The organism is Deinococcus aquatilis DSM 23025 (assembly GCF_000378445.1).
In the GTDB taxonomy this organism is placed as follows: Bacteria; Deinococcota; Deinococci; order Deinococcales; family Deinococcaceae; genus Deinococcus; species Deinococcus aquatilis.
The window spans coordinates 52,672-68,352 of record NZ_KB899695.1 but is presented as its reverse complement, the minus strand read 5'-3'; the positions used below and the strand labels follow the sequence as shown (position 1 = coordinate 68,352).

Sequence of the window (15,681 nt, the reverse complement as noted above, 5' to 3'; positions counted from 1 at the left end):
AGCGCAGGGCTTCGAGTCTGAAGCTTCGAGCGGGAATGATGAGAAATTCGAGTGATGGAGCTGGTCGGGTTGGCGTTGGAAGAGCTTAGAAATTATGGCGTAAGGCTGAGGGCCGACAGCTCACGGCCCAGACACAGCCGGTGCCTACTGATCGGCGCAGTCCTGCCGCGTAAAAGCTTCCCGCAGATCGAGGTGGCCCAGCGTGTCCACGTCCTGACCGTTGACCAGAAAGGTCACGTCCTCGCCGCGCGTTTCCAGCAGGGTCCGGGTCATGGTACACAGCAAAATGCGCTCGCCACTGCTGCCGTACTTCAGGTTCTGGTAGGCGGTGGGCAGGTCTACGAAATAATGTGCGCCGCGAATATACACGCGTGGGGCGGCAGTTCCTTTGGGTACCACAGCCAGATTGCCCGCCGCGCTCGGCCCCTTGGCCCAGACGTTCAGGGCCGCCTGCGCGAGTGCGCCGGGGTTTTCCTGCGTCACCTGTACGGTGCGGGTTTCGGCCTTCATGTTCTGAACCTGCGCGTCGCTGTAGTACACCTTGACTTTCACGTCGCGCTGCTGGGCCAGTTGCAACTGCGGCGCGGCGGGTGTCATGGGCGGTTTTTGTACGGCCTCATAGGCCAGATATGCGGCGATCAGCAGCAGCAACGCCACCACATTGAACAGAGAAAACAGACGTTTGATGGCGTTCACTGGGTGGCTCCCTGCGCTGCTTGACCTTGGGTGCCCTGATTCGCTGCCCCCAACTGACTGGCATTGTTGGCGCGGGCCGTCAGGTAGGTTGCCACGCTGCGGGCCAGCGCCACGCCCATCGCCTGCAGGCGGGCTTCGGTGCCCAGATTGGCGCGGTCGGCGGCGTTGCCTGTCCAGCCCAGTTCCAGCAGCAGGGCAGCCTGAGGCGCTTCTCCCAGCGTCAGCAGGCGCGACACGCTGTCCTGCTTGGCCGTGATGCCGCCGCCGCGCAGTTCACCGCGCAGCAGCTCGCTGAGGCGTCGGCTCCCGCCCGCACCGCCCACGACCAGAGAACCGTAGGGCGGCGTGCTTCCGGCCCGCAGCGTATTGACAATCTGTGCGCCCGCCCGCCCCGTCTGCTCGTAGACTGTGACGCCGCCGCGCCCGGTGCCGGGAAAACGGCCCAGATCGAGGGCCAGAAACACGTCACTCTGCCGGGCCAGCGTCAGCTTTTCGTTCAGGCCCAGCGCTGTGCCGGTTTCCCGCGTCACCTTAACCTGCCAGCCCGCTTTTGCCAGCAGCTCGGCAGCGCGGCGGGCCACATCCAGGGTCACGTCGCGGCCCAGGCCGTCCACGCGGGCCGGGTCGAGCACGATCAGCGGGCGAGAAATCCGGTCCAGCAGGGCCACAGTGTTTCGCGGAATGCCCGGCCCGGCGTCAACGACCACCCGCGCCCCGCCGGGCCTGACCACCCGGTACACGCGGTAACCGCTGCCGGGGGGCAGGGCAAAACTCAGCACCAGATCGTTGCCCTGCGCCTTGACTTCGGCGGTGGGTACGAATGCGCCCCGCGTGGTGTAGCGCCTCGCCTCGCCTTTCAGGCCGCTCAGCGTGATCTGAACAGTGGTGCCGCGCAGCTCGTCTTTAAACTGAACGTCCCGCGTCAGGTCGAGCACCAGTCGGTCGGAATCCTTCCCGGCCCGGCTGCTGACGCCCTGTAGATTGGGTGCGGCCACCCGGAAATTGCCCAGTTCGTAGCTGGCCCCCAGTCCCCTTGCCAGCGTGTCCAGCGGCAGATACAGATTCCCGTTGACCAATGTCGCAGTGCGGCCCGTGACCCGCACGGTATCAAGCTGTACGGTATTGAAGGCAGTCGTAGCCCGCTGATTGTCCTCATCTATGGGCAGCAGCAGCGTGTGGCCGTAGCCTTCCACCCGCACCACACTGCCGTCCTGTTCGATGGTCAGCAGGCGGCTCAGTACGTCGCGGCTGGCGTATTCCGCGCCGTACAACCCGATGCTCTGCACCTGCGCTCCGGCCAGATTCAGGCGTGTGAGGGCCACCTGCGCCCCTGCGATGCCCGCACACAGCAGCGCCGCTGACAGCAACAGAGGCCGTGACTGCTGCCACCGTCCGGCCCACGTCGTCCTCCTCACAGGTTCCGCAGTTCCCGGCGCACGGTTTTTTCGGCCTCTGCGCGGCGCTTGTCGTGCAGCTGTTTACCACGTGCCAGCGCCAGTTCTACTTTAAACACCCGGCCTTTGGCGTACAGGCGGGTGGGCACCAGTGTCAGGCCTTTTTGCTCCAGCTGCCGCTTCAGTTTCATGATCTCCTGGCGGTGCAGCAGAAGGCGGCGGGTGCGGCGGGGTTCGTGGTTGTTGTAGGTCGCCTGCGTATAGACCGGAATGTATAGCCCTTCCAGTTCTACATTTCCATTTGTCAGGCGTGCAAAGGCGTCGCGGAAATCCACTCCGCCCGCCCGCACGCTTTTGACCTCGCTTCCGGTCAGACTGATGCCCGCCTCGAAGCGCTCCAGCAACTCGTACTCGTAATGAGCGCGGCGATTCGTGTACACGCCGGGCATTCTAGCAGGGCCGACATGAATTCCGGTCGGGTGAGGCGTTTTGTGAGCGTGGGCGGATCAGCATTCAGCGGGAAAGGCGTGGTCACCGCGTAATCTGCATTTCTGTTCCCAGAAGGATGAAAGTTTATCTGGGTAGAAGAGGGAAGGCGGGCCAGGTGAAGTGGGAGGCACAGACGGAATAGAAAAACCGCTCCGTGCCGGGCTGGTGGGTTCCGGTACAGAGCGGGTGAAGTTGTTCTCTATTGTTTTTGGATTATTTCTTGGGCGGACGGCTGGGGCGCACTTCCACCCGGCTGGGCAGTGTGCGGGCGGGCATGTCCAGCAGGTCTACGGTGAGCTGTGCAATATCTTCCGGCTGAATTTTCCAGGCGTCCTTCTGGTCGTCGGGGGTGTGGCCTGCAAAGTGGGTGGCGACGCTGCCGGGCATGATCTGGGTCACCTTGATGCCGTGTTCGCGCAGGTCCAGCGTTAGCACTTCCGAGAGGCCGTTCAGACCGAACTTGCTGGCGTTGTAGGCTCCGCCGCCTGCGAAGGGATTCTTGCCCGCCAGACTGGACAGCGTGAAGATGTATCCACCGCGCACTTTCAGGGCCGGAATCGCCGCCTTGATGGTGTAGAACGCGCCGCTTAGGTTGGTGTCGATCACGTCCTGCCATTCCTCGATGCTCAGGTCGGCAATATTGCCGAAGTGTCCCACACCTGCATTCACGAACAGCACGTCCAGACCGCCAAAGGCCGCCACGTGTGCGTCTACTTCCTGCACGAGGGCGGCGTGATCTTTGACGTCACAGACGACCCCCCGTGCGCCGGAACCTACAGCGGCGGCGGCAGCTTCCACCTCGTCGGCCTTGCGGCTGGTCAGCGTCACGGCGTAGCCCTGTGCGGCCAGGGCGTGCGCCACAGCCAGGCCGATGCCTTTGCTGGCTCCGGTCACGAAGGCGCTTTTCTGGGTGGTGGTCGGTTCAGTCATGCCCGGACGCTAACACGCCGGTTCAGCACGGAAGGGACAGGCGACCTAAAGACGCCTTAAAAATGGACTGATGGGATTGTCGTGAGCCTGCCAGTCCTTTCGGTGGCGCAGGACAGAACGGACGGTGATCACGATGATCATGACGGCGGCACTCAGCAGCATGGTCAACAGGGCGTGGCCCACTGATGAGCTAAGGCCCGATCCCAACCCCAGAACCGAGACTGCAACGATCCAGCCCCAGCGTTTTGTGAGGCTGATTCCCACACATCTCCGCAGATAGGTGTGGTTACGCCTTCGGAGAAACGACGAGGCTTCTTTCAGATGAGAGGCTTTCAGACGTGAAGGGAGGGGCAGATCTATCAACTGGAACATAAGAATCGGAGCATCTTATGCCAAGTTTCTTACAAACTTTGCCCCCAGATCCGGAAAACCTTACACCCGAATGGGTGCTTTACACCTGCCGATGAGGGCGAAGCTCAGACGGGGCGGGGAGTGACTCTTGCTGATCGTCTCCTGAGTGCCCCGCTTCAGGGAAGTTGCTTGGCAACCGTGTCGTACATGTAATTGACGAATTCTGAGCGTTTTTGCAGCAGGATGCTGATGCCGAAATCTTCGCGTAGCGATACCTTCTGGCCGCTCGGAAGCTCGAAATCCAGACGCCCACCAAGTTTGGCCCAGGGCACTAGGCTCCGGGGGGCGATAAAGGTCGGCGTTACCCGAATTGCGCCGGGGGTAGCACCGTCGGCTGCAATCTTGGCGGTGGGGTAGCGGCGGGTGATGGCTCCTGCCGAGTCACGTTTCATGGCTTCCAGAATGCTTTTACGCTGATCGGCTCCCACCAGGTTGATGTTGCCCTCTACGCGGGGTTCCAGGATCACGTAGGTGGCGGCGGCCAGCCCCTCATGGGTCCAGGCCGGGGCCGGGCTTGGGGTCACGGTACTGGCCGCGCCAAATGTGAGGGCGGCCAGGAGGGTGCAGGACAGAATCGGGGTCTTCATGTCCCCACTCCATCACAGCTTGTCTGACTCACCGTGAATTGAGCGTGAGGGCCGGGGGCAGGCGCGTCAGCCTGGGTCAGCAGGGAGAGGACTGACGTGTAAGGAAGGGCGGTGGGTGCAGCCAAAAGCATGGAGACTGGAAGGTTGGCCTGCTCACGTTTCTTCTCACCTTCGGCGGTGACCGGAAGGGAACGAGCCAAGTACAGGGAGTCAGGGAGAAGGCAGGCTAGACTGGGCCATGCAGGAATTGCTGGAAATCATGCGCCGCTTACGTGCCCCGGACGGCTGCCCCTGGGACAGAGAACAGACCCACGAGACGCTGCGCCCCTATCTGCTGGAAGAGGCTGCCGAGGCCGCCGATGCTGTGGCCTCCGGCAACCGCCTGGAACTGGCGGGCGAACTGGGCGACGTGCTGCTGCAGGTGGCCTTCCATTCGGTGATCGCCGAGGAGGAGGGCACCTTTGCCTATGCCGATGTGGAGCGCAGCATCGTAGACAAGCTGGTGCGCCGTCATCCGCACGTTTTTGCAGACGTGACGGCAGATACGAGCGCCGAAGTGGTGTCCAATTGGCAGGCCATCAAAACCGCCGAGCGGGGCGGAAAACCTCGCAGCGCCGCTGATCATGTACCCGCTGCGCTGGGTGCGCTGGCCCGCGAAACCCAGGCACAGAAGCTGGCGAAAAGCCCCAGATTGACAGACGCTGCCGGACGGTCAGGAGCGCTGTCGGTCCTTCAGACTGCCGCTCCCACCGAGGCAGGTGTGGCCGAAGCTCTGGCCGCAGTGGTGGCGTGGGCGCGGGGGCTGGGCATCGATCCTGAAGTGGCCCTACGTGTCCATACACACGCGGCGTTGGCTGCGCTGCCCGAGCCGTTATGACCGACCCAATCCTCACTGATCCCCTCGACGCAGTCCAGCTCGACCCTTGGGCCGTGTGGCTCGGTGGGCGTACCCGTCAGCCCCTGGAATTGCCCCAGTATCGCCGCGCCGCTGTGCTGGTGGCCCTGACCCGCGAACCTGATCCCCGCGTGCTGCTCACGGTACGCTCGACCGACCTTCCCACCCACAAGGGCCAGATCGCCTTTCCCGGTGGCAGCCTCGAACCCGGAGAAACGCCCTTACAGGCCGCCCTGCGCGAGGCCGACGAGGAAGTGGGTCTGGCTCCCCACCTGCCCGAAGTGCTGGGGGAGCTTGACGATGTGTTCACGCCCATCGGCTTTCATGTCACGCCTGTACTGGCGCGTGTCCCGGCGCAACTGAATCTGATCCCCACCGCTGAAGTGGCCCAGATCATTCTGCCCACGCTGGCCGAACTCCGCGCCCTGCAGGTGATCCGGGAGCGTCGCACCCTGCCTGACGGCACCTCCGTGATTCTGTACCGCTACCCCTGGCAGGGCCATGACATCTGGGGCATGACCGCCCGAATTCTGCATGATCTGCTGACGCAGGGGCCAGAGTAGGGTGTAGGGCAGGGCTGGGGATACGGCGGATAAGGCATAGGCTCTACCGAACCACAAAAAACCCCCCACCCGAAGGTGAGGAGCTTTTGCCGTCCATTCATTGGGCCAGCCTTGCGGCTTAGCGGGTGGGGTTGATGGTGATCTGGCCGTTTTGCTGCACGTTGTAGGTGTTGACGAACGTGGTGTAGCCGGGGGCGATCAGAACAATCTCGTGGCTGCCGCGGGCAACGCCCACACTCAGGCCACCGTTCTGGATGGTGCCTGCCTGACGTCCGTCCACGAACACGAGTGCGCCGGTCACGTTGCTACGAATAGCGATGGTGAACTGGTTGACCGGGGTGGGTGCGGGAGCGATGACCTGAGCGAACTCGACGTTCAGGTTGGTGGTGCTGCCTGCGCGGATGGACACCGTGGTGGTGTAGTCGCGGAAGCCGGGGGCCTGAACGCGCACGGGGTAGCTTCCGGGGCGCAGGTTGCTGAAGGTGGTGTTGCCCGCGCCGAGGTTCTGGCCGTTCAGAACGACCGTGCTGCCCGAGACGTTGGTGCCCACGAACAGGCTGCCGGTCTGGATAGGCGTCTGGCCGACGACGTTAAAGAAGGCGGTGTCGCTGACCCAGCTGTTCTGGGGCAGGGGGTTGACCACGATGCTCAGGGCCTGCGCCAGCTTGTCCTGACCCTTGGCGGCCACAGTGGCAAACTGGTCTTGCTGGGTCTTGAAGGAGCTGATCTGGTCCAGATTCAGGGGGGTCAGGCTGGCGAGAGCCAGGACCTTGTTCAGGCCGATGGGGCCGTCTACGCTGAAGGTGAAGTTGTCGCCAGCAGCGGGGAAGACGCGGGTGGTGTTGGCCTTGACCAGTGCTTCGTTGCCAGAAATGCGGTTGGGCAGGATCTGGGTCACTTCGCCGCTGGAGTCAAGGTTGAACAGGTAGACGTAGGCGTCACGGTTCACGCTGGTGCTGATGCGGATCGGCTCGTTGACGCGGTAGTTGGGGCTGGCGTTGCCGCTCTGGTCCTTGTCTACACGCACGCTGACGCTCAGGTCAGGCTGGGTGGGGTTCACGATAATGCTCTGGGCGCTGATCTTGGGGGCGGCGGCGGCAGTACTCAGCAGCATCGCGGCGGGAATCATTAGAAGTTTTTTCATGGGTGGTACCTCCGAGAAGCAGACTAGTGGCACTCACTTGACGCCCCATGAGCAACCCACACCACAACGTTAATAGTGCTTCAGCCCACGGTCAGGAAGGTAACTGTCACCTGATGCCCACTGCTTACCTTCACTGGTCTCAGCGAATAATCCGCGCTGGCTCGACATTTGCAGCCCGCCGTGCCGGAATCAGGGCCGCCAGCATGGTCGTTCCCAGACCCACGGCATTGACCCACAACAGGTCGGTCAGGCGAACTTCTACCGGAAGGGCCGTGATGAAGTACAGGTCGCCCGGCAACTGAAAAGGCCGCACCGTGAAGTAGGCGCTGATGGCAAGGCCCAGCAGATTGCCCAGCAGCAGGCCGCTGAAGCCCAGCACCAGCCCTTCCAGAACAAACACACGGGTAATCAGGTTGCGGGTGGCTCCGATGGCCCGCAGAATGGCAATTTCCTGCGTCTTTTCAAAGACGGCAAGCGTCAGCACATTGGCAATCCCGAACGCCGCCACGATCACGATCAGGAACACCACAAAGGCAATGACCCGTTTTTGCAGTGCCAACTGATCCAGCAGCGTGCCGTACAGGTTCTGCCACGGCAGCGCCGAGTAGGGCAGCGTGCGGGTGAGGGCCGAGCCGACGGCGGGCGCGGTGGCCGGGTCGCGCAGCCGCAACTGATAGCCCGTGATATTGGTGGTCTGTTGCAGGGCTTGCAGCGTGCCCAGATTGGTAAAGGCATAGGCACTATCGATCAGGTAATTGCCCGTGCTGAACACGCCTTTCACCTTCAGGGTGGCGCGGCGCTGGGTGCTGTTGAGCAGCCTGACCTCATCTCCTGTAAACGCACCCACGCTGCGGGCCAACGAAGCGCCCAGCATCACCTCGCCGTCTTTGAGGTCAGAAAGCAGTTTGCCTTCTTCCGGCTGAAGTTGCAGCACCTGCGCCGCACTGGGCTGCACGCCGAACAGGGTGGCGAAATCCACGCCTGCGCTGCGACCACCGCTGGCAGGCCGGGTCAGCAATCCCTTATCGGTCAGAAAGGGTGTGACTGCTGTAACTTCCCTGTTGGCGGCCATCACCTTTTCCAGCGCCGGATCGCGTGGCTGGGGCGCAAAAGACGTGATACTGAGGTGAGGGCTGGCCCGCAAAGTCGCGTCGATCAGCGAGCGGGTAAAGCCGTTGGTGAGACTGAGGGCGGCGATGAGGACCATGACGCCCACGGCAATCCCCAGAATCGTCAGTACATTCTGTGTGCGCCGCCGCGACAGGTGCGCCCGCGCCAGCGTCCATGCCAGATCGGGCACGCGGGCGCGGGTGGGAGGAGTGCGGTTGGGTGTCGGGTAGGCAGCGGGCATGAGGCTAGAGCTTATCCGAAACTCTGGAGAAGCAAGGACGAGCAGCGAAAGGGCCGAACCGAACAGGCTTCCAGAGAACTTGCTGGATCTGCGGTCATCCAGCGCACATCCAGCAAGTAGAGTGGGGGTCAGTTATGAGATTCCATCGACTGTTGCTGCTTGCGCCTCTGCTCTCCGCCTGTGGCCTGATTTCCTTGCCCGAACAGACGGGAAACGATCTTTACGTGGTCAATGATCTGGGGCCGTTCAAGCCTTCTCAGGTGGCCTACATGGACGCCAATCAGTTGGAGTACCTCAAGATTCCCAAGCTGCCTTATCAGCAGGTGACTTTTGATGCCGTAGGCACGTATTACGGAACCTCTCCACGGCTGCGGCTACAATTCTTTGCCCTCAACCACAGGCCCGACTGCCCCCAGATTGAATCCAGCCGAGAAGGTTTTACCGGAGCGCTGCTGTGCGAAGGGCCGGGAGGCGGCGAGTACCTCACAGAACTGCTTGTAAGTCCCAATAGTGCCCAGTCGGTTTCTCTCAAAAATCCAATTCTGGATCAGGCTGTGCGAGACGGCACGCTGTATTTGGGGGCCAGAATTTTAGAAGGTAACTTGGCTGCCGACGAAATGATCAAGATCAGCTCCATTCGCTTCCGGGGCCGCCTGTAAGGAGGATGCGGGAGACACGGGAGGAGCAGTGACTGCTGGCACCGTGCAGGACTACATTTCTTCTCTGCGCCGGATGATCGGCACCAGCCCGGTGAATCTGATGGGAGCCGCTGGAATTTTGCTAAACGATGCGGGGGAAGTGTTGCTTCAGCGCTTGGCAGGGCGCGAGGTGTGGGGATTGCCTGGTGGCCTCTGCGAGCTTGGAGAACCGCCCCAGCACGCCATGACGCGGGAAGTGCACGAGGAAACAGGGCTGGAAGTGTTGCAATCCAGTTTGCTTGAGCTGCTGGTCACGCCTCACCGTCGGCTACCCAACGGAGACGAAGCCTATTTCTATACGGCGGTGTACCACGTCACGCATTGGCAGGGCACACCTGTTGCAGACGGCATAGAGGGGGCTGAACTGGCTTTTTTCGGTGCGAAGAGCCTGCCCCCGCTGCGTGGTCAGCCTGCACAGTGGGCGGAACATTGGTTGCTGGCCCGCTCTATAAAAAGCCCGCTCCACAAAGAGCTGAGAGTGGGCCAGCAATCTTTATCTTCAAGCTCGGCTTGATCTCTGCTGGGTTAAGCAACGTTCAGGGCATAACCCCCCAGTCGGCTTCACCGCCAGCCCCCCTTAAGGGGAGCGCAAAAGAGCTGTTGTCCCCACCTTTAAGGGGGGGCGTTGCGTCAGCAACGGGGGGGTTGAGTCGCCCAACATTCACGACGTTGCCCACCTCGGTAGGAATCAATAGCTATTTTTACCCCGTATTGCGTACCCCTGCCGCCACACCCTGCAAGCTCAGCAGCAGGGGGCGTTCGTATTCGTCCAGACCATCTGCGGTGGCGCGGGCCCGGCGCAGGAGTTCCACCTGAATGCGGTGAATCGGGTCGATATACGGATTCCGCAGGGCGATGCTTTCGCGCAGGCGGGGTTCGTTGCCCAGCAGCTCCGCGCCGATCACGCTCTGCACGGCTTCCACGGCGTCGTGGTAGCTGGCCTTCAGGTGCTCGGCAAGGCGGGCGCTGCCTTCTGCGGTGCCGTCTCCGCTGTCCAGCAGGGTCAGGTATTCACTGAAGATCAGTGGGTCGCTTTTGGCAAGGCTCATCTGACTGTTGTCCAGCACGGTGCGGAAGAAAGGCCAGTCGGCGTACATGGCGCGGGCCTGCTCCAGCCCGATTTCGCGGATGCCTTCGGTCAGGCCGTACCAGCCGGGTAAGTTGGCGCGGTTCTGGGTCCAACTCATGACCCACGGAATGGCCCGCAGGTTACCCAGGGTGGGCGCACCGGGTCGGCGCACGGGCCGGGAAGCGATGTTCAGGCGGGCAATTTCGTGAATGGGCGTGACCCGCTCGAAAAAGGGCAGGAAATCTGGGTCGTCGACAAGGGTGCGGTAGGCGCGGGCGCTCACGCGGGCGGCGCGGTCTAGGGCGTCCATCCACTCAGCGGGCGGGTCGAGGGCGGGGCGGGCGGCGGCCAGCATCAGGCCATACAACGCCTGTTCCAGATTGCGGCGGGCCAAGACGGGGTGGCTGTATTTGTCGGCCAAGGCTTCGCCCTGCTCGGTGATGCGGATTCCGGCGTCGATGGTTCCGGCAGGCTGGCCCAGAATGGCACGGGAAGCAGGCCCGCCCCCGCGCCCGATGCTGGTGCCGCGCCCGTGAAAAAAGCGCCAATGCACGCCCGCCCGCCTGCACACGTCGCTGATCTTGCGCTGCGCCTCGTGCAAAGCCCAGTTGGCCGCCAGAAAGCCCGCATCCTTGTTGGAATCGCTATAGCCCAGCATGATCTCCTGCACGTTGTGGCCCAATACGGCGCGGTATTCGGGCAGTGAGAGCAGTTCCCAGACCACCTGCGGGGCACGTTCCAGATCGGCCAGGGTTTCAAACAGCGGCACAGGCAGGATGCCAAATCCCACCTCACGGGCCAGCAACAGCGGCTCCAGCACGTCCGACACGCTTTCGGACATGCTGATCACGTAATGCCCGAAAGCGCGGGGGCCGACCAAACGGGTGGCTGCCTGCACCTCACGAATCGGGCCGATGGCGGTTTCCAGCGTGTCGGTCAGGGCCTCGCCAGCGGGCCACAGCGGGCGGCGAGAGCGCAGTTCGCGGGTCAGCAGTTCGAGTTTGGCGTGTTCGGGCAGAGCCGAATAGTCGGCCTCCACGCCCGCGGCCTTCAGCAGTTCGGCCACAGCCGCGCCTGTCTGGGCACTGTGTTCGCGCACATCCAGACTGACCAGATGTTGCCCGAACACGCGGGCGACCGTCAGCAGGGGCGTCAGCAGTTGGTCGGCGCTGCGCTGCTGGCCCTCGGCGTGCAGGCGCTCGCGCAGGGCTTCCAGCCGGGGCAGCAGCTCCACGGGTAATCCGTCGCGCACCGAGTTGTGCAGGTCGCGCAGTTCCTCGCGGTAGCTGCCCGCCGCCTCCTGCCCAGTTTCTTCCCCCGCGCCCTCCTGACTCAGATCGGCATACGCCTGCTTGATCGCGCCCAGCAGGACTTCCCGCGCCCGTTCGCGGTGAACTTCCAGCGCCTCGCGGGTGGCCTGCGGCGTCACGAAGGGGTTGCCGTCGCGGTCTCCGCCCATCCACGAACTGAAACTCAGGGGTACGTGGGCCGCCGTCTCGCGCCCGTACACCGTGCGGAAGGCCCGCTGAAGATCGCGCTGGAGGGCCGGGAGGGCCTGTGCGATAGAGGTCACGTAATTCAGGCCGCCCTTGACCTCATCCAGAACCGTGGGCTTCAGGCGGCGCAGTTCGGGGGTCGTCCACATGGCCTCGACGTGGGCGGCCACGCGCTCGACTGCCGATTCGTCTTGCCCGTGCAGTTCGGGAATGGCGCGGGCCACCTCCACCAGATGGCTACGGATGGTCCGGCGGCGCATTTCGGTGGGGTGGGCTGTGAAGGTCAGGCCGAGGTCTAAGCGGGCCAGCAAGCTCTCGGCATCGTCGGCGCTGAGGCCCTGCGCTTTCAGCTCCATCAGTGCGCTTTCTATGCTCTGTGGGCGCGTGCCCTGCGACCCCGACAGCACCCGTACCCGCTCGTATTCCTCGGCCAGATTCACCAGTTGGAAGTACCACGTAAAGGCCCGCGTCAGGTTGCCCGCATCGGCCTCGTTCAGGCCCGCGATCAGGCCGCGCAGCGCGGTATCGTCGCCGCCGCCCCGCACGTCCCGCACCAGAGACCGCGTGCGTTCCACCAGATCGAAAAACGCCTCGCCCTCCTGTTCTTTCAGCACTTGCCCCAGCGTGCGCCCCAGCAGATTTACATCATTGCGAATGCCCATAGTCGTCCTCCCGGTGGTCTGCTTCAAGGTAACGGTAACGCTCCACGCTCAGGGCGCGGTTGTCTTGCAACTCCAGCGCGACCCCGTTCAGTTCGGCCCGGCCCTCGGCCACGGCGTAGCGGTAAGATCGTTCGGTCAGAAAGCGCTGAATGGGGCCTTCGGGCGCGGCCCCGATGATGCTGTCGTGCGGCCCGGTAAAGCCCGCATCGGTCTGAAAAGCCGTGCCACCTGGCAAAATACGCGTGTCGGCAGTGGGAACGTGGGTATGCGTACCGATCACGGCGGCCACCCGTCCATCCAGATACCAGGCCAGCGCCGCCTTTTCGCTGGTGGCCTCGGCGTGAATATCCACAAAAATGCTGCCCAGATTCGGCAGTTCCAGCACCTCGTCTATGGCCCGGAAGGGGTTCGATACGGCGTCCATAAACACCCGGCCCAGCACGTTAATCACCGTCAGACGCTCTGTGGGGCCGGGTTTGCCGCCCACACGGGTGGGTACGTCGAAGGTGCGCCAGCCCACGCCGGGGGTCGCGGGGTCGGCATAGTTCAGGGGCCGCACGATGGGATAACTTTCGGCATCGGCCATCAGGGCGTGAATATCGCGGTGGTGCCAGGCGTGGTTGCCCAGCGTCATGCAGTCTGCGCCCGCCCGTAGCGCGGATTCGGCGGCGTCCCGGTGCAGCCCGAAGCCGCCCGCCGCGTTTTCCATATTCACGATGGTGAAATCAAATTTTTTCAGGCCGTCCGGCCCCCGCAAGGTGGGGAGATGAGCGGCCAAGACACGGCGTCCCGGTTGACCATAGACATCTCCCACAAACAACACACGAAGCATGGCCGTACCTTAGCGCAGCCGCCTACTCAAGCTGACGTTTTGTGTAGTCCGGACACCAAACCAGACCAAATCGCCTGTGGCCGACTTGTTGCTGAGGGCATCCTCTTGCTTGATCTTGCTGGGGCAATATGTAAAGGGTCTATTGAGAATTAAATATTCTCCCAACTTTGTCTGCGATCAATTTTTTTGACCAGTTGATTACTTATGAGCGGAACAACTGGCAGTTTGTTCAATGTACCTGTGGTCAGAATCCCTCACGGGCTACTCACAGCACATGATCTACCCTGACAGTATGCCCACTGGACTCTTCTATTTCACCTCTTCTGTCCGGTGGCCCCGTCAATGTCAACAGTCCACTCAGGCACTTCATGTTTGAAGACATCGATTTTCCTTCTCCATTCATCCGCAAACCTCAGCTGCGCTCTGCTTCTGTCGTGGGCGGCGAGGCTGCACTTCCCGACCCTGCCACGGAAGCGAATCTGATGCAGATCATGCTTGAAGCTCAACCGCAAGCTCTGTTCCTGCTGGATGCGGCGGGCCTGATTCTGGAAGTGGGCGGCGCGTGGGAAACCCTGACCGGGCTGAGGGCTGACGAGGTGCGGGGCCGCCCGCTGCTGGAATGGCTGCGCTACGACCGCGCCTGCTACCCGGCGGCGTTGCGGCGTGGGCAGGGAGTAATCGAAGAGGCCGAACTGCTGACCCGCCGTGCCCATCATGTGGTGCGGGTCATCTGGGCCGAGCGCGGTTCCATGATCGCGGGCAGCCTGGAAGCCCTCAAAATCAGTGCCCAGCGGACTTTCGATCTCAGTGAGCGCTTGAACCACACCGAGCGTGCTCTGGACGAGGCCATCCATCTGTTGGGCGTCAGTCAGGATGCGTGGCAGGCCGAACACATTCGCCGGATCGTGGATTTTGCTCAGCGCCTGGCGGGTGCGGCAGGACTGGGGCCGAGTGAAGTGCGGGCCGTGCGTTGGGGAGCCGCCCTGCACGATATCGGCAAGGCGCGGGTGCCGCAGGAGATCCTGCACAAACCCGGCCCGCTGAACGCGCTGGAATACGAGGTGATCTTGCAGCATCCCCTGTGGGGCGTGCAGGTGCTGGCCGAACTGCCGTTTTTGCCCGCCCAGACGGTGGACGCCGTGCGTCACCACCATGAGCGCTGGGACGGACACGGCTACCCGCTGGGTCTGCGTGGGCAGGCAATTCCCCTGGTGGCCCGCATCATGGCTATCGTGGATGTTTTTGACGCCCTGACCAGTGTGCGGCCCTATAAACCCGCCTGGCCCTATCAGGATGCCGTCGAACACCTGATCCGCGAAAGTGGCTGCCAGTTCGATCCAGAACTGACGCAACTGTTCGTGTGCCAAGTCCTGGGTTTCAGCCATCTGCTGCCGCGTTTCGAGAGGCAGGAGTGAGCGCGGTCATTGCTCCGAAGTAGACCTGAAAAGCTCGGCAGGAGCGGGGGCCACTGCGCAGGAGTCACTGCGCAATAGAGCGGTCCTCTATCAAGAATTCGGCAGCGGTTGCTGATCACTCTGCCCGGCCCACAGTGCCGCTCCGATCAGGCCCGCGTCGGCTGAGAGGGCAGCATGAACCACTTCTGGTTGATAGCGGGCCGGAAACAGGTCAAGGCTGGCCTGTACGCGGGCCAGATAGCCGGGGCGCAGGCCCACGCTGCCGCCCAGCGCCACCCGCGAAATGCCCAACAGGGCCGCCACATCCGCGATTTTCCACGCCATCAGGGCAGCCGAACGGGTGTAGGCGGCTTCGGCTTCTGGATGGCCCTCTTCGGCGGCGTCACACAGGGCGCGGGTATCGGCCAGCTCCAGGCGGCGGGCCTGTTCACCCAGTGCCGTGCCGCTGCTTTCAAATTCCAGTGGCCCCAACTGGCCCAGCGGGGGCACAGTCTGTCCGGGTTGCCACGCGGCAGGCACGCTCACGAAGCCCAATTCGGCGTCCAGACCGTTGCCCGCCAGATGCAGCCGCCCACCCAGCACCAGCCCCGCGCCCACGCCTGTGCTGACCGTGATGAACATGAATTCCCGTGTACCCCGGCCCGCTCCGGCGGCCCATTCGCCCCACGCGGCGGCGCGGGCATCGTTCAGGGCGGCGCAGGGAAGGCCCAGCCCTGTGCCAAGGCGTTCGGCCAAGGCCACATCTATCCAGCCGGGAAAGGTGTGAACAGCGGTGGCCGTGACGCTGCCGCCTGCCACCGCCCCTGCACAGGCCACCCCCAGTGCGGCGGCGTGCGCGGCCAGCGGCGCGGCCAATTCGGTGGCAGCGGCAATCACGGCGTCGGGTGTACTGGGCTTGGGCGTGCGGGCCTCGCGGCGTTCGGTGATCTGTCCGTGCTGAATCAGGGCCGCCCGCATGGAAGTGCCGCCGATGTCCAGCGCCAGCAGTGGGGCAGAGTTCAGAGGGGCCGCGTTCAGAGCATCAGGAGTGGTCAGGGCGTCGGTCATTC

At 63.2% G+C, this 15,681-nt stretch carries 15 protein-coding genes; 5 read left to right on the top strand and 10 right to left on the bottom strand.

Features of this window, described 5'->3' with window-relative positions; genetic code table 11:
- Positions 1-144: 144 nt before the first annotated feature.
- From F561_RS0100345 to F561_RS0100320, 5 genes are all read right to left on the bottom strand, one after another.
- Complete coding sequence (locus F561_RS0100345) at positions 145-687, bottom strand: GerMN domain-containing protein (protein ID WP_026298481.1); 543 nt, start codon at positions 685-687, stop codon at positions 145-147.
- A 5-nt stretch (positions 688-692) separates the two neighbouring features.
- A complete protein-coding gene (locus F561_RS24395) occupies positions 693-2,111 on the bottom strand; it encodes an N-acetylmuramoyl-L-alanine amidase (protein ID WP_051096775.1) in 1,419 nt (472 codons plus the stop codon).
- Positions 2,108-2,539, bottom strand: a complete 432-nt coding sequence (smpB, locus tag F561_RS0100335) for an SsrA-binding protein SmpB (RefSeq protein ID WP_019007943.1) — start codon at positions 2,537-2,539, stop codon at positions 2,108-2,110. Before smpB ends, F561_RS24395 begins: the two co-directional genes overlap by 4 nt.
- A gap of 253 nt (positions 2,540-2,792) precedes the next feature.
- On the bottom strand, positions 2,793-3,509 hold the full coding sequence (locus tag F561_RS0100330) for an SDR family oxidoreductase (protein WP_019007942.1): 717 nt from the start codon (positions 3,507-3,509) through the stop codon (positions 2,793-2,795).
- A 527-nt stretch (positions 3,510-4,036) separates the two neighbouring features.
- A complete protein-coding gene (locus F561_RS0100320) occupies positions 4,037-4,507 on the bottom strand; it encodes a hypothetical protein (protein ID WP_019007940.1) in 471 nt (156 codons plus the stop codon).
- Positions 4,508-4,745: 238 nt separating this feature from the next.
- Between F561_RS0100320 and F561_RS0100315 the strand changes: the two genes are divergently transcribed.
- Positions 4,746-5,384 carry a MazG family protein gene (locus tag F561_RS0100315; protein WP_019007939.1) on the top strand — a complete coding sequence of 213 codons (639 nt, stop codon included), beginning with the start codon at positions 4,746-4,748 and terminating at the stop codon, positions 5,382-5,384.
- Positions 5,381-5,965: an NUDIX hydrolase gene (locus F561_RS0100310; RefSeq protein ID WP_019007938.1), complete on the top strand. Its 585-nt coding sequence runs from the start codon at positions 5,381-5,383 to the stop codon at positions 5,963-5,965. The genes F561_RS0100315 and F561_RS0100310 overlap by 4 nt, the downstream gene beginning before the upstream one ends.
- A gap of 118 nt (positions 5,966-6,083) precedes the next feature.
- Here the strand turns inward: F561_RS0100310 and F561_RS0100305 are convergent, their stop codons facing one another.
- A complete protein-coding gene (locus F561_RS0100305; RefSeq protein WP_026298480.1) occupies positions 6,084-7,109 on the bottom strand; it encodes a PEGA domain-containing protein in 1,026 nt (341 codons plus the stop codon).
- A gap of 139 nt (positions 7,110-7,248) precedes the next feature.
- Positions 7,249-8,460 (bottom strand): ABC transporter permease, encoded by a 1,212-nt coding sequence (locus tag F561_RS0100300; RefSeq protein WP_019007936.1) that lies wholly within the window; start codon positions 8,458-8,460, stop codon positions 7,249-7,251.
- 134 nt (positions 8,461-8,594) lie between these two features.
- Here F561_RS0100300 and F561_RS0100295 point away from each other — a divergent pair, with 134 nt between their 5' ends.
- Both F561_RS0100295 and F561_RS0100290 read left to right on the top strand, forming a co-directional pair.
- Entirely contained in the window at positions 8,595-9,119 is a 525-nt protein-coding gene (locus F561_RS0100295) for a hypothetical protein (protein WP_157451426.1), read from the top strand.
- A gap of 28 nt (positions 9,120-9,147) precedes the next feature.
- Positions 9,148-9,672, top strand: a complete 525-nt coding sequence (locus F561_RS0100290; RefSeq protein ID WP_019007934.1) for an NUDIX domain-containing protein — start codon at positions 9,148-9,150, stop codon at positions 9,670-9,672.
- Positions 9,673-9,859: 187 nt separating this feature from the next.
- Here the strand turns inward: F561_RS0100290 and F561_RS0100285 are convergent, their stop codons facing one another.
- Together F561_RS0100285 and F561_RS0100280 are read right to left on the bottom strand one after the other, a co-directional pair.
- Positions 9,860-12,385, bottom strand: coding sequence for a phosphoenolpyruvate carboxylase (locus tag F561_RS0100285; protein ID WP_019007933.1), 2,526 nt, complete (start codon positions 12,383-12,385; stop codon positions 9,860-9,862).
- Positions 12,369-13,217: a TIGR00282 family metallophosphoesterase gene (locus tag F561_RS0100280; RefSeq protein WP_019007932.1), complete on the bottom strand. Its 849-nt coding sequence runs from the start codon at positions 13,215-13,217 to the stop codon at positions 12,369-12,371. The genes F561_RS0100285 and F561_RS0100280 overlap by 17 nt, the downstream gene beginning before the upstream one ends.
- A gap of 368 nt (positions 13,218-13,585) precedes the next feature.
- On the opposite strand from F561_RS0100280, the gene F561_RS0100275 reads away from it, so the two are divergent.
- Positions 13,586-14,632 carry an HD-GYP domain-containing protein gene (locus F561_RS0100275; RefSeq protein WP_019007931.1) on the top strand — a complete coding sequence of 349 codons (1,047 nt, stop codon included), beginning with the start codon at positions 13,586-13,588 and terminating at the stop codon, positions 14,630-14,632.
- A 90-nt stretch (positions 14,633-14,722) separates the two neighbouring features.
- Here the strand turns inward: F561_RS0100275 and F561_RS0100270 are convergent, their stop codons facing one another.
- Positions 14,723-15,679 (bottom strand): ROK family protein, encoded by a 957-nt coding sequence (locus F561_RS0100270; RefSeq protein WP_019007930.1) that lies wholly within the window; start codon positions 15,677-15,679, stop codon positions 14,723-14,725.
- Positions 15,680-15,681 lie beyond the last annotated feature (2 nt).